The sequence below is a fragment of the Lentzea sp. NEAU-D7 genome (genome assembly GCF_026242055.1).
Taxonomy (GTDB): Bacteria; Actinomycetota; Actinomycetes; order Mycobacteriales; family Pseudonocardiaceae; genus Lentzea.
In genome coordinates this window covers 260,747-274,257 of sequence record NZ_JAPJDL010000011.1, presented here as the reverse complement: position 1 = coordinate 274,257, position 13,511 = coordinate 260,747, and the positions used below count along the sequence as shown (strand labels likewise).

At 71.0% G+C, this 13,511-nt stretch carries 12 protein-coding genes; 6 read left to right on the top strand and 6 right to left on the bottom strand.

What is annotated here, in order from left to right; genetic code table 11:
• Complete coding sequence (locus ORI60_RS23710) at positions 1-1,128, top strand: DUF5938 domain-containing protein (RefSeq protein ID WP_266036766.1); 1,128 nt, start codon at positions 1-3, stop codon at positions 1,126-1,128.
• On the top strand, positions 1,128-2,663 hold the full coding sequence (locus ORI60_RS23705) for an acyl-CoA synthetase (protein WP_266036765.1): 1,536 nt from the start codon (positions 1,128-1,130) through the stop codon (positions 2,661-2,663). The genes ORI60_RS23710 and ORI60_RS23705 overlap by 1 nt, the downstream gene beginning before the upstream one ends.
• Here ORI60_RS23705 and ORI60_RS23700 read toward each other — a convergent pair.
• Positions 2,638-3,066, bottom strand: a complete 429-nt coding sequence (locus ORI60_RS23700; RefSeq protein ID WP_266036764.1) for a hypothetical protein — start codon at positions 3,064-3,066, stop codon at positions 2,638-2,640. The two genes, ORI60_RS23705 and ORI60_RS23700, sit on opposite strands and share 26 nt — an antisense overlap.
• Positions 3,067-3,167: 101 nt before the next feature.
• On the opposite strand from ORI60_RS23700, the gene ORI60_RS23695 reads away from it, so the two are divergent.
• Positions 3,168-3,776, top strand: a complete 609-nt coding sequence (locus ORI60_RS23695) for a TetR/AcrR family transcriptional regulator (RefSeq protein ID WP_266036762.1) — start codon at positions 3,168-3,170, stop codon at positions 3,774-3,776.
• Here the strand turns inward: ORI60_RS23695 and ORI60_RS23690 are convergent.
• Entirely contained in the window at positions 3,773-6,775 is a 3,003-nt protein-coding gene (locus ORI60_RS23690; RefSeq protein ID WP_266036761.1) for an MGH1-like glycoside hydrolase domain-containing protein, read from the bottom strand. The two genes, ORI60_RS23695 and ORI60_RS23690, sit on opposite strands and share 4 nt — an antisense overlap.
• 24 nt (positions 6,776-6,799) lie before the next feature.
• Complete coding sequence (locus ORI60_RS23685) at positions 6,800-7,957, bottom strand: glycosyltransferase (protein WP_266036759.1); 1,158 nt, start codon at positions 7,955-7,957, stop codon at positions 6,800-6,802.
• Positions 7,958-8,015: 58 nt separating this feature from the next.
• Between ORI60_RS23685 and ORI60_RS23680 the strand changes: the two genes are divergently transcribed.
• Positions 8,016-8,669, top strand: a complete 654-nt coding sequence (locus tag ORI60_RS23680; protein WP_266036758.1) for a class I SAM-dependent methyltransferase — start codon at positions 8,016-8,018, stop codon at positions 8,667-8,669.
• Here the strand turns inward: ORI60_RS23680 and ORI60_RS23675 are convergent.
• Positions 8,626-9,249: a cation transporter gene (locus ORI60_RS23675; RefSeq protein ID WP_266036757.1), complete on the bottom strand. Its 624-nt coding sequence runs from the start codon at positions 9,247-9,249 to the stop codon at positions 8,626-8,628. The two genes, ORI60_RS23680 and ORI60_RS23675, sit on opposite strands and share 44 nt — an antisense overlap.
• On the bottom strand, positions 9,242-9,559 hold the full coding sequence (gene cmtR, locus ORI60_RS23670) for a Cd(II)/Pb(II)-sensing metalloregulatory transcriptional regulator CmtR (protein WP_266036756.1): 318 nt from the start codon (positions 9,557-9,559) through the stop codon (positions 9,242-9,244). Before cmtR ends, ORI60_RS23675 begins: the two co-directional genes overlap by 8 nt.
• Positions 9,560-9,788: 229 nt before the next feature.
• On the opposite strand from cmtR, the gene ORI60_RS23665 reads away from it, so the two are divergent.
• Positions 9,789-10,373: a class I SAM-dependent methyltransferase gene (locus tag ORI60_RS23665; RefSeq protein WP_266036755.1), complete on the top strand. Its 585-nt coding sequence runs from the start codon at positions 9,789-9,791 to the stop codon at positions 10,371-10,373.
• Here ORI60_RS23665 and ORI60_RS23660 read toward each other — a convergent pair.
• Positions 10,349-11,914 (bottom strand): hypothetical protein, encoded by a 1,566-nt coding sequence (locus tag ORI60_RS23660; protein ID WP_266036754.1) that lies wholly within the window; start codon positions 11,912-11,914, stop codon positions 10,349-10,351. The genes ORI60_RS23665 and ORI60_RS23660 overlap by 25 nt on opposite strands.
• Positions 11,915-12,079: 165 nt before the next feature.
• Here ORI60_RS23660 and ORI60_RS23655 point away from each other — a divergent pair, with 165 nt between their 5' ends.
• The gene (locus ORI60_RS23655) at positions 12,080-13,441 is read left to right on the top strand and encodes an alpha-amylase (protein WP_266036753.1); all 1,362 of its coding nucleotides are present in this window, start codon (positions 12,080-12,082) and stop codon (positions 13,439-13,441) included.
• Positions 13,442-13,511: the final 70 nt, after the last annotated feature.

Sequence of the window (13,511 nt, the reverse complement as noted above, 5' to 3'; positions counted from 1 at the left end):
ATGCCCACCGACAAGCCCGTAGTGGTCTACGGGGCCTCCGGCTACACCGGACGCCTGATCTGCGAGTACCTGCGCGAGTACGGGATCCCGTTCCTCGCCGCCGGCCGCGACGGCAAGAGGGTCAAGGAGGCCGTCGACGCCGTGCCCGGCATCGACACGGTCTCCTACGACGTCGCGGAGGTCGAGCACACCGAGCAGGCGCTGACCGAGGCGTTCACCGGCACCAAGGTCGTGCTCAACACCGTCGGCCCCTTCTCCCGCTACGGCCACGAAGCCGTGCGGGCGAGCCTGAACGTCGGCGCGCACTACACCGACACCAACGGCGAGCAGGACTGGATGATCGACGCCGACGCGCGGTACGGCGCCGAGTTCGCGAAGCAGGGCCTGCTGATCTCCCCCGGCATCGCGCAGATGTACACGGTCGGCGAGATCGCCGCGCAGATCTGCCTGGAGCAGCCCGGACTGGACACCTTGGACATCGGGGTGTTCTGGAAGGGGTATCCGACCGTCGCCTCCACCAACACCATCCTCACGAACGCCGCGTTCTCGAAGGCCTACTACCTGGAGCAGAACGAGTACGTGGAATGGCCGGCGGACGCGGGTCTCTACGAGCTCGTCGTGCCCGGCCAGCACGAACTGGGCCTGGCGCTGCCGTGGGGCGGGACCGCGCATCCGGTGTGGTTCAAGAGGGATCCGCGCGTCGCGTCGGTGCGGGCGCTCGGAGGCGTGTTCAACCGGCCGTTGATGCTCGGGGTGCCGCAGATCGTCGCGGCGGCGCTGGAGCAGATGGAGGGCAAGTCGGACGCGGAGAAGTACGAGATCGTCGACGCGTTCTCCGCGCAGGTGCGCAGTGAGATGCCGCCGCGCGAGAACCCGCGGATCAACATCTCGCTCGACTCCGTGCACGCCTCGGGTCCGCTGGGCCGCGCGCACTGCGTGATCCACGGCAACTGCAACTACAAGCAGACGGCGTTGCTGAACGTGCACGCCGCCGTGCACCTGCTGCAGGACGCGCCGCGCCGGACGGGGTTCGCGTCGGGCTGCCAGGCGTTCGGGCACCGGGAGCTGCTGGGAGCGCTGCGGTCGTTCGGCCTGGTGCTCGACCCGATCCTCGAAGTGCACCGCTGATGCGGCTCTGCGACTACCTGGACAAGGGGGCGTCGCTCGGAGGCGACGCCCCCTGTCTGACCATCGACGGCTCCTCGCAGAGCTACGCGGAGGTCCAGCGGCTCTCCCGGGCGATCGCGGGAGCGTTGCAGGGCAGCGGGATCGGGCCGGGCGACCGGGTCGCCGTGCTGTCGGCGAACGACCCGCTGGCGCTGACCTGCGTGTTCGGCATCTCGCGGGCCGGGGCGGTGTGGTGCCCGGTCAACCCCCGCAACGAAGCGGCGGAGAACCGCGAGCTGCTCGACCTGTTCGGGTGCCGCTGCCTGTTCTTCCAGGCGAGGTTCGCCCCGCTCGTCGACCGCATCCGGGGTGACCTGCCCGCGCTGACGACGCTGGTGTGCCTGGACGGCGAGGTGGAGGGCGCGGTCGCGTTCACCGACTGGCTCGCGCGTTTCGGACGTGAGCCGGAACCGGTGGCGGTGGCCGACGACGACCTCTGCGTGCTGGCGGGCACCGGTGGCACGACCGGGCGGCCCAAGGGCGTGCGCCTGACCGGGCACAACCTGGAGACCGCGACCGCGCTCACCCTGATGAGCTACCCGTTCGGCGACCGGCCGCGCTACCTGGCGCTCGCCCCGCTCACGCACTCGGCGGGCGTGCTGACGTTCCCGATCATGTCGCTGGGCGGCGAGACGGTGATCATGCCGGCGCCGGACCTCGGCGAGTTCCTGCGGCTGATCGAGCACCACCGCATCACGCACGCGTTCCTGCCGCCGACGGTGATCTACGGCCTGCTCGACCACCCGGCCCTCGACTCGACGGACCTCGGTTCGCTGCAGTGCCTCTGGTACGGCGCCGCGCCGATGTCCCCGGTGCGGCTCACCGAGGCGCTGCACCGGATCGGGCCCGTGATGGGCCAGCTGTTCGGGCAGACCGAGGCACCGAACATGATCGCCACGCTGGCCCCCGCCGACCACTTCCTGCCCGACGGCTCGATCGCGCACGAGCGGTTGTCGTCGGCGGGCAGGCCGACTCCGCTGACCCAGGTGGCGATCATGGCCGCGGACGGTGCGCTGCTGCCCGCGGGTGAACGCGGCGAGATCGTCGTGCGCGGCCCGCTGGTGATGGCCGGGTACCACGAGAACCCGGCGGCCACCGCCGAGGTGAGCGCGCACGGCTGGCACCACACCGGTGACATCGGGTACCTCGACGCCGACAACTACCTGTTCATCGTCGACCGCGCCAAGGACATGATCATCACCGGCGGGTTCAACGTGTACTCCGCCGAGGTGGAGCAGGCGTTGCGGGCGCATCCGGCGGTCCAGGACAGCGCGGTGGTCGGGCTGCCCGACGAGAAGTGGGGCGAGCGGGTGACGGCGGTCGTGCAGTTGCGCGCCGCGGGCAACGCCGACCCGGCATCGTTGATCGCGTTCGTGAAGGAGCAACTGGGCGGGGTGAAGGCGCCCAAGCAGGTGGAGATCTGGCCGGACCTGCCCCGGTCCAAAGTGGGCAAGGTGCTGAAGGCCGAGATCAGGCAGCGACTTTTCGATTCGTGACAGCCTTCGCCGGGATCACGAGGATGACGGACACCACCACGAGCAGCCCCAGCAGCACGACGTTCAGCGCCCGGTCGAGCGGCTCGTACACGTGCAGCATCGTCAGGTGGTAGAGGAAGTGCAGGGTGTTGAACACCAGCAGCGTGGCGCCGGCCAGCGGCACGACGGCCGGTTTCCTCGCGTGGGCCAGCGCCATCAGGCTCAGCGCGGTGAACGCGAGGTAGACCGCGCCGATGTCCTTGGCGAAGTGCTCGTTGTACGGACCGAGTTGCGGCAGCCAGCGCAGTCCGAACCCCGGGAACGTGTCGAACCAGGTCCTCGTGGCGAAGTAGGCGAAGACGCCGACGTACGCGGACGTTGCCGCGATGAAGGCCAGGCTGATCCGGTCGAGCAGAAGTTTCACGAGACGGTCCTTCGTTCGCGTTGCGGGGCTTCAGCAGGTGGACGAGGTGGCGCTTCGATTCGTGACAGCCCCGCCCGAGGTCACCGGGTAGCGTGCAGGCCGTGGAACCAGTCGCGCTGCCGTTGGGCCGTCCTCGTGAGGAGCGGGCCGACGCCGCGCGCAACCGTGCCCACCTGATCGAGGTCGCCCGGGAGATGGTCGCGGAACTGGGCGCCGACAAGGTCACGATGGACGGCCTCGCCGAACGCGCCGGGCTGGGCAAGGGCACGGTGTTCCGGCGCTTCCGCACCCGTGCGGGCATCTTCCACACCCTGCTGGACGAGGAGGAGAAGCTCTTCCAGCAGCGGGTGCTGGCCGGGCCGCCGCCGCTGGGTCCCGGGGCGCCGGCGGCGAAGCGGCTGGTCGCGTTCGGACGGGCCCGGCTCGAGTTCCTGGTCGAGCACATCGTCCTGGCACGCGCCTCGCTGGACCCCGGCCAGCCCGTTCCCGCTCGTGACAGCCCTTCGCTGTTCCACGTCCAGATGCTCCTGAGCGAGGCCTGTCCGGACGAGGCCGCCAGTGGCAGCCTCGCCCTACAACTCGTCGCCGCGCTGGAAGGGCCGGTCCTGCTCTACCTGCGAGCGCAGGACGGCGACGCGCCCGACCTGGGAGCCGTGGTGCACGACCTGATCGACAGCTGGCAGGTCCTGGTCGAGCGCGTCTGCGGCTAGGTCCTCGACCGCACGGTGAAGCGGTCGATCGTGAGCGCGCCCGCGTCCAGCCGCAGGCCGAGAGCCGGTGCCCAGCCCGCGACGACCGGGGGATCCACGAAGGACCCGATCGGCGCGGAGCGCAGCAACGTCCACCGGCCGGCGTGTTCCTGCCAGCTGGTCAGCCGGCCGTTCTCGACGACGACGGCGAGCCGGTCGCCCGGTGCCCAGGTCAGTGTCGCGCAGCAGCCGCCGGTGGCCTCGTCACCGCGGCGGACGCCGGCCACGGTCACGTCCACGCCCGAGGCCCTGCCCGCGTTGTTGAACCAGGCCAGGGCGAAGTCGCGGTTCCCGGCGGTCTGCCCGAGGAACAGGCTGTCCTCCGGCGCGGAGCCCGCGAACGACCGGGGTTCGACGACGACCGCCGTGCCTCGGACGGCACCGGTCACCGGCGCGCCCAGCACCGCGCCGGCACGCGTTCCGGTGCTCGCGGTCAGCACGCCGTCCGCGACCTCCAACGCCGGTGGCGGTTCGCCGAACGGACCGTCCACGCGGTACGAGGCGAGGCGGTCCGTCTCGAACGTGTCGTCCCAGACGACGGAGGAGTAGGCGGCAGGATCGAAGACGGTCTGCGCGGAACTCAACGCCGACGTGACGCCACTGTCGCCGGAAGCCGTTGCCAGCAAACGGATCGGGGCCCGCTCCCCCAGTGGCAGGTCGGCAGGTGCCGTGATGCGCCACCGGGTGACGAGACTCCGGCCCGTCCCGAGCTGCGCAGCGTGGGCCGAGGACAGGGGCACCGCACTCCACCCCGGCGGCACGGCCAGCGTCGCGCGGACACCGCGCAACGGTTGCTGTGCCTGCAAGGTCGTGGTCGTCTCGACGGCTCCCGCGCGGACCGCGAGATCGTCCGGCACCGAGGCGCGCAGCCCCCGGACCGGTGACCGCCACGACGAGAACGACGTGATGCCGACGGCTCCGCCGTCCGCCCGGCTCGGCAGGATCCGCACCCGGCTGGTGGTCACCGCCGGTTCCACCAGAACGCGGTTCAGCCGGCGTGCCACCGGTTGCGCAGGAGTTCTCCGCTGGCCGGGGAGGTCACGCCACTGGCCGTCCCAGTACTGCAGGTCGAACGTCGCCGGCACGCGCACTCCCCCGCCGTCGTCGTAGAACACGACGCGCAGATCGGAGATCGGTGCTGGCGCGCCCAGGTCGACCTCCAGCCAGTCCGCGGAGTTCGGGCTGCCGTACGACGTCCAGCGCGTGCCGGGCACGTCGAGGTGGAAGTCCTGGCCGTCGATCGCCTTGGCGGGCGGGTCGGCGCTGTAGCTGTGGGACGCGCGGGCGGCCGGGAAGCCGGTGCGGCTGACGTTCGCGAAGTCGTCGACGAGCTCCGGGACGTCCGCGGAGGTGCGCGCCGGGATCGTCAGGCGCACCGGCGCCAGGCCGGCCTGCGTGTGCGTGAGCCTGCCGTCGAGCCAGACCCGCAGGCCGGCGCCCTTGCCGTAGCGGCTGCCGTCCCTGTCCCACAGCACGGTCAGGTTGTGCCCGTGGTACGGCACGTTCTCGGCGGCGAAGTGGGTCCAGGAGTCCGGGACCAGCGGCGCGATCGACACCGCGTTCCCGAGCTGTGGCCGGATGCCGAGCAGGCCGGACAGCACGTTGTCGTTGAACGTCGAGTGGTTGTAGTCCTCGCTGTGGCCCTTGCCGTCGTACAGCCAGCGGTTCTCGTCGGGGTGGTGCGCCTCGGCGACGTAGGGTTCGCCGTTCTTGCGCTGCGTCAGCGCATAGCCGCGCAGCACCGCGAGGTAGTCGTCGCGGTCGACGTAGGACTGCGCCGGGTAGTCGATGAGCAGGTTCGCCAGCGCGGTCAGGGTCTGGCTGGTCGCGAACGGCCAGCTCGGGCCGTTCCAGCGGCAGCAGCCGTTCAGCGCGTCGCGCATGAACCACGGGCTGCGGCGCTCGGCGGTGGTCGGGCCGTACGGGGCGGCGAACCCCTGCGGGTCGGTCAGCTGCGCCCACGCCGCGCTGTTCGCCGCCGGTGGCATGTGGAAGTACCACGGCACGAAGCCGATCGCCTCGCGGTCGGCGAGCTTGGTGCGGCCGGGGTTGCCGTCGCGCATGACGTGCTTGTAGAACTTGCCCGCGTCGTCCCAGAGCCACCGCTCCTGGTTGGCCCGCAACGCGTCCGCGGCCTGCTCGAACGGGCGTGCGCCGGCGGCGTCGCCCCGCGCCTCGAACAGCTGCGCGATCGCCCGCGCGTCGCCGTACTGGTAGGCGTTCAGGGTCGGCCGGAAGCCGTCGCCACCGTGGTAGGGATCGGGGCTCTGGTACGAGCTGACCGTGTACTCCATCGCGTCCCACACCGGCGTCTGCCAGTAGAGCCCCAGCTGCTGGTCGAACTGCGGCGACCAGCGCTGCCACTGCCGCACGAGCTCGGGCAACCGGTCCGTGGCGAAACGGGAGCGCCCATCGACGGCGGCACGGGCGGCCACGGCGTCGGCGGCCCAGAACGAGTACTGGTGGGCCCAGTCGGTGGTGTTCTCGTTGAGGAAGTCGGTCGCGGGCTTCGGACCCGCGCCGGAGCCGCGCAGCCAGTAGTCGACGTAGTCGTCCAGATAGCGGTGGTCGCGCAGCCAGCGGCCCTCGTAGACGTGGTGGCCGGCCGCGGCGACGATGCCGCCGTTCGGGGCCGAGTAGCCGACCGGGCCGAGGAACTCGGAGACGATCCAGCCGTCCTTCGGGCCGGTGTACTTGAGCGCCTCGCGGTAGGTCCGCCAGCGGTAGTAGTAGGTGTCCCGGATGACGCGGTCCGGCAGGTCGACGAACGGGATGTTGGCCTCGTACCAGGCAGGTTCCGGGACGTCGCCCAGCAGCCCCGCGTGGTCGAGGAAGTTCGTGCCGGCCCCCACCGCGGGGTACGGGTCAGGTGCCGCCGCGCGGTCCTGCCGTGCCACCGCGGGCCCTGCCGTCGAGATCGTCAACACCGCTACCACGAGCATCGTCATTGACACGCGCATGAGCTCATTGAAGTGGGAGCGCTCTCAACGCGCAAGACTCAACGCAGTCCGACATACCTCCACAGGATCTCGAACATCGGCGATCATCGCCGCCGCCAGAGCCGCCGCGGCGGCGAAGCCGGGGTCCCCCAGCACCCGCGTCACGGCGCCTTCCAGTCCCTCCACAGTGGACGGCCGCACGACGAGGCCGCTCCCCTGCCGCGCGACCCGGCACGCCATCTCCCACTGGTCGCCACCGCCGGGCACCACCACCACGGGAACGGCGGCCCGCAACGCCTTGACCAGCATCCCGTGCCCGCCACCGCACACCAGCACCGCGGCCTGGCGCAGCAGCGCGTCCTGGTCACCGGGCCCGGACCGCGCCCACGACGGCAGGTCGTCCGGGGCGGGCGCGAACGTCGACACCACCGCCCGCACACCCTTGTCCCGCAACGCTTCCAGCGCCATCTCCGCCATGCCCCGCGTCCCGGTCCACGCCGTCGACGGCGCGATCACCACCAGCGGTGCGTCACCCGGCGGCGGGGTCAGCGTCTCCTTGCTCGCCTCCCACAGCAGCGGCCCGACGACGTGCGCGTCACGCGGCCAGTCCGGACGCGGCACCTCCAGCGCGGGCAACGTCGCGATCAACCGCGCCGCCGGACCCGTTCCCCGGGCGTCGAGCCCGATCCGTTGCCGCACAACGGCACGCTGCCGTTCCCCTTGGCGCAGCGACCTGGCCGTCAGCGCCCGCAGCACCGAGTCGCGCAGCCTGCCCCGCACGCCGGCCCCGGCGGCGAGCCCGCTCCCCATCGGCGGCAGCCACTTCGAGGGTTCGTAGAGCGGATGCGGCGACAGCTGCACCCACGGCACACCGGCGAGTTCCGCGGCCATGCTCGCGCCCAGGGCGAGAACGTCGCACACGACCAGATCCGGTTCCAACGCGGCGAGGTGCGGGGCGAGCGCCAACGCGAGCGTCGCGGCCTGGTCGTGCAGCGCGCGCCCGAGGTCCGGCGCGTCCCTCAGGTCGTCCAGCGACAGGCCGGGCACTCGCGAGGCCGTGATCCCCTCGGCGAGGGCGGGCTCGACCCAGCGTTCCCCCGTCAGCAGGACCGGGGTGTCGCCCGCCTCCGTGAACCGCAGGCACAGCGCGATGGCCGGCACCACATGACCGGGATCGCCCCCGGAGACAACCACGACTCGCACCGGGGCAGATCTAGCCTTCTTCGCGCGGCCTGTCCAGTGTTCGTGTTGGCTGGGCGGCATGGATCAGACCCGCTGGCAGAGGTACTGGGACCGCAAGTCGGCGAACTACGACGCGGAGATCGGCGTCCTGGACCGCCGGGTCTTCGGCGACTCCCGCCAGTGGGCCTGTTCCCGGGCCACCGGGGAGGTCCTGGAGGTCGCCGTCGGCACCGGCCTCAACCTGCCGCACTACCCCGCCGGCGTCGCGCTGACCGGCCTGGACCTGAGCGAGCGGATGCTCGAGCTCGCCCGGTCCCGCGCGGCGCGGCTCGGCCTGGACGTCGTCCTGAGGCAGGGCACCGCGCACGCCCTGCCGTTCGGCGACGCCGCGTTCGACACCGTCGTGTGCACGCTCGGCCTGTGCGCCATCCCCGACCACGAGACGGCGGTGACCGAGATGGTTCGGGTGCTGCGGCCCGGTGGGCGGTTGGTTCTCGTCGACCACGTCGCCAGCTCGTCCCGGCTCGCGCGGGGCGCGCAGTGGCTCGTGGAGCGGATCACGGTGCCGATGGCGGGCGAGCACTTCCTGCGCCGCCCGCTGCACCTGGTCGTGGCCCGCGGCCTGACCGTCGAGCACCGGGAGCGGTTCAAGCTCGGGGTGGTGGAACGACTCGTCGCCCGCAAGCAGGTCAGCAGCAGTGGTGACCCCGCCACGCCTCACGACCTTCCCTGACCGCCACCGCGGCGATCACGAGCGCCGCCAGCGGATCGGCCCACCACCAGCCGAACAGGCTGTTCACCACGAGGCCCACCAGCAGCACCGCGGACAGGTAGGTGCACAGCAGCGTCTGCTTCGAGTCCGCCACCGCGCTCGCGGACCCGAGTTCCCGACCGGCCCTGCGCTGGGCGTAGGACAGCCACGGCATGACCAGCAGCGACACCGCCGCGAGCACGACGCCGACCGTCGAGTGCGCGGCCCGGTCGCCCTGCACCAGGGACAGCACGGACTCGACGCTCACGTACGCCGCGAGCGCGAAGAACGACACGGCGATCACCTTGAGCGCCGTCCGTTCGCGCTTCTCGGGGTCGCGCCCGGCGAACTGCCAGGCGACCGCGGTCGCCGACGCCACCTCGATCACCGAGTCCAGCCCGAACCCGATCAGCGCCGTCGACCCCGCCACCGAGCCGGCCGCGAGCGCGATGACCGCCTCGACCACGTTGTAGGTGATCGTGGCGGCGACGAACATCCGGACCCGCCGCTGGAGCAGGAGCTTGCGCCCGTCCACGACGGGCGCGCAGCAGGCGTCACTCATCGGCGCAGTCCGCTCCGGGCTCGACGGCCAGCACGACGTCCAGGAGCTCGCTGATCGCGCGCTTCAGGTGCGGGTCCGCCAGCTCGTAACGCACCTGGCGGCCCTGGTAGGTCGCGACGACCAGGCCGCAGCCGCGCAGGCACGACAGGTGGTTCGAGACGTTCGACCTGGTCAGCTCCAGCCGCTCGGCCAGCTGCGCCGGATAGCCGTGGCCGTCGAGCAGCGCGATCAGGATCCGGCACCGCGTCGGGTCGGCCAGCGCGCGGCCCAGCCGCGCGAGGGCGGTCTCCCGCGTCTCACAGGTCAGCATGAACCGAACTGTACAGCCGGGGCTGAACAGTTCAGCGCACGCGGTCGGTAGCGCAGCCGGCGAGGAGGAGAACCAGGACGGCTGCGAGCGCGTGGTCACCGCTGAGCGCGCAGGCGCAAGCGAGTGTGAACCAGAGCACAAGCCTCATGAAGCGAGGTTAGGGACCGTACGACGAAGACCGCATCTCATTTGGGCAAGGCTTGATGGTCCCTTAAGCAAAACTGAAATCGTGACGACACGGGAGTTCTGGGACCGGCACGCCGCTGCGTTCGACGACGAACCTGACCACGGTTTGCGCGATCCGCGGGTGCGTGACGCCTGGGCACGGCTCCTCCTGTCGCTCGTCCCCGCGGCGTCCTCGGTCGTCGATCTCGGCTGCGGCACCGGCAGCCTGTCGGTGCTGCTCGCCGAAGCCGGTCACGACGTGCACGGCTTGGACCTCTCCGAGGAGATGGTGGGAATCGCGCGTGCCAAGGCGGCGGCCGCGGGCGTGGCCGTCGAGTTCGGCACCGGCGACGCGGCTCACCCGCCGCACCCCAGGGCCTCGTTCGGCGTCGTGCTGGCACGGCACGTGCTGTGGGCGTTGCCGGATCCGGCGGCGGCACTGGCGGAGTGGGTGTCCCTGCTGGAACCGGACGGCGTCCTGCTGCTCGTGGAGGGCCGGTGGTCGACCGGAGCGGGACTGACCTCCGCGCAGACCCGCGAGCTCGTGCTCGGGGTGCGCGCGGAGGCCGTGGTCACCCCGCTGACGAGCGAGGACCTGTGGGGCCGCCCGATCGAGGACGAGCGCTACCTGCTCGTGAGCCGGCGGTAGGGGCGGTAGGGCAGGCCGACGAGCGCGGCACGGTCTCTGCCGTCGAGGCCGACCATTCCGGTCGTGACCTTGGGATCGGACGCCACCAGCGCGGCGAACACCTCGTCGGCCACTTCTTCCGGATCGCGGCCGGTCACGTCGACCGCCAGCCGGAAGGTGACGTACGGGTCCGCGTCCGGGTAGGAGAAGTCGAGCTCCGCCACGTCCTGGCTGTCCCACGTGGCGTGGCACCTGCCGCGGACGCAGTCCCACCGGCCCAGGACCGTCGGATCCGCACGCAGCCTCTCGTTGAGCAGCCGTGCCACCGTCCTGGCCGGCCATTCCCAGCTGTGGTCGTGCGTGAAGCGGGCGACCTCGCGGTCGTACTCCCCGGCGTCGAACGGGACGTCCTGCGGCAACCTGCCGATGATCTGGCACTTCCAGTCCCGCCACACCACCTCGTCACCCTCGCGCACAATCGTGACGCGCAGCTCGGCACCGTCGTTCTCGTCCACGACGATCTCCTTCGGCTCAGCCGTGGCGGCCAACTGGGGGATCACGCACTCCGGCGGGTCGGCCTCGAAGCAGCCGAACACCCGCGCGGCGATCGGCACGCCGTCGATGACCACCCTGGCCTCGGCCATGCCGACCGGTTTCGGTTCGTGCGTCACGACGCGCACAGCGAACCCGGAGCGGGGTGTGTCGAGCGCGGCGGCCCGCTGAGCGATCCAGGCGCTGACCGGACCGAGCTCCTCGATCCAGGCGGTCAGGACGTCCTTCAGGGTGGCGACCAGCTCGACGCGCAGGTCACCCAGCACCAGCGCCGCGTGGCCGGTGGCGAACTCGTCGGCGAGGGCCGTCAGCGCCGCGGCCCGGTCGTGGGTGGCGGGCCGCAGGTGGGCGAGTTCGACCCAGCGCCGGCACACGGCGATCGCGTCCTGGTACTCGTGCAGCACCGAGTAGCCGTGCGCGCGGCTCATGCCGTACAGCAACGCCCCGGCCTGATCCCACAACCGATCCGTCACGTCCGCCTGGTCGAGCAGGCCACGAAGGTCGTGCGACTCCGCGATCCTCCTGGCGATACTGCCCCGGCCGCCGTGCGACCGCACCCAGTCCCGCACCTGCGGATCGGGATGGCCGATCAGCACCCGGACGGCCGCGTGGAGCGCGTCGCCGGAGTGCTCCTCGGCGAACCGGATGGCGTCGTGCTCGGCACCTTCGATCTTCACCAGCACCTGGACGGCGACTCTGGCCAGGCCCGGATTCGTTGCGGCCGCGATGACGTCCGGGACGTCGCCCAGTTCCGCCTCGCCCTCCAGCAGCCGCAGGCCGAGGAGGCGAACGCGGTCGTCCGTGCTCCGGGAGAGGAACCACCTGGCCGCGCGGACGAGCGGTGCCACGGGTTCGAAGCGGGCTCGACAGCTGCCACGCAGCACGGCTTCCTCGTCAGGATCGAGAGCGAGGACCTGGTCGTGCAAGGCCTGCGGCGTGAGCGCGGGATCCGCGGCGAACCGCGCCAGCAGTTCGAGGAGGGCGAGCGTCCGCTCGCTGCGCTCGCTCACCTGGCGGAGGAAGACTCGATTCTCTTCGTCATGATCGAGACCTTACCCGGTCTCGTGCGGCGCGCGCACTAGGCCGAATTGCTCCAGAAAGTTCTTGCAACGCTTTGCCCGGTGTGCCTGCGGATGCTACGACCTTCAGTGAACCCCTGCACACAAGGAGACAACGTGGTTTCCTCAGTTTCACGCACCCTTCTCGCGGTGCTGCTGATCGTCGGACTGTCCACACCGGTGCAAAGTCTTGCGGCGCCACCGGGCGCCAAGGACGTCACCGTCACCCTGTTCCAGTGGCCGTTCGCCCGCGTGGCGGCGGAGTGCACCAACGTCCTCGGCCCCAAGGGCTACGGCTACGTCGAGGTCTCCCCCGCGACCGAGCACGTCCAGGGTCCGCAGTGGTGGACCAGCTACCAGCCCGTCAGCTACCGGATCGCCGGGCGCCTCGGTGACGAGAACGCCTTCCGGAACATGGTCAGCACCTGCCACAACGCGGGTGTGAAGGTCATCGCCGACGCGGTGATCAACCACATGAGCGCCGGATCGGGCACGGGCACCGGCGGTACCGGCTACTCCAAGTACAACTACCCCGGCGTGTACAGCGACTGGGACTTCCACTCGTGCCGCTCGCCGATCAGCAACTACCAGGACCGCTTCAACGTCCAGAACTGCGAGCTCGTCGGTCTGTCCGATCTGGACACCGGCAGCGAGTACGTGCGCGGGGCCATCGCCGCGTACCTGAACCGCCTGATCGCGATGGGCGTCGACGGGTTCCGCATCGACGCGGCCAAGCACATGGCCGCGGGCGATCTCGCCGCGATCAAGGGGAAGCTGAGCAACCCCGCCGTGTTCTGGGTGCACGAGGTGATCTACGGAGCGGGCGAGGCCGTGCAGCCCGGCGAGTACACGGGGTCCGGTGACGTGGACGAGTTCCGCTACGCCTACGACCTCAAGCGGATCTTCAACAACGAGAACCTGGCCTACCTGAAGACTTTCGGGCAGCCGTGGGGCTTCCTGCCCAGCGGTCAGGCGCGGCCGTTCGTCGACAACTGGGACACCGAGCGCAACAACTCCACCTTGACGTACAAGGACGGTTCGACCTACACGCTGGCGAACGTCTTCATGCTGGCGTGGAACTACGGTGCGCCGCAGGTGTACTCGGGTTACGAGTTCAGCGACAAGGACGCGGGCCCGCCCGGCAACTCGGTCTGCTACAGCGGCTGGAAGTGCCAGCACGCCTGGACGCAGATCGCGAACATGGTGGCGTTCCGCAACACCGTGGCGGGCACCGACGTGAACAACTGGCAGGACAACGGGTTCGACCTGATCGCGTTCGGCCGCGGCAGCAAGGGATTCGTCGCGATCAACCGCGAGACGTTCGCGGTGACCCGCACGTTCCAGACCGCGCTGCCCGCCGGGAGCTACTGCAACGTCCAGGAGAACGGCTGCGTCCGCGTGACCGTCGACTCCTCCGGCAGGTTCACGACGACGCTCGGCGCGGGAACCGCCCTGGCGCTGCACGTCAACGCACGCTGAGACGAGCCCCGGGGGTGCCGCGCCGGCCCCGGGGGGCCGCCCGGGGCGGCCCGGCGGGGGGGGGGCGGCG

Bases quoted from the DNA above. Each gene is read 5' to 3' on its own strand.
- ORI60_RS23690 (WP_266036761.1), bottom strand. From the start codon at position 6,775: ATGCGCGTGTCAATGACGATGCTCGTGGTAGCGGTGTTGACGATCTCG.
- ORI60_RS23710 (WP_266036766.1), top strand. From the start codon at position 1: ATGCCCACCGACAAGCCCGTAGTGGTCTACGGGGCCTCCGGCTACACC.
- ORI60_RS23675 (WP_266036757.1), bottom strand. From the start codon at position 9,249: ATGAGTGACGCCTGCTGCGCGCCCGTCGTGGACGGGCGCAAGCTCCTG.
- ORI60_RS23680 (WP_266036758.1), top strand. From the start codon at position 8,016: ATGGATCAGACCCGCTGGCAGAGGTACTGGGACCGCAAGTCGGCGAAC.
- ORI60_RS23705 (WP_266036765.1), top strand. From the start codon at position 1,128: ATGCGGCTCTGCGACTACCTGGACAAGGGGGCGTCGCTCGGAGGCGAC.
- cmtR (WP_266036756.1), bottom strand. From the start codon at position 9,559: ATGCTGACCTGTGAGACGCGGGAGACCGCCCTCGCGCGGCTGGGCCGC.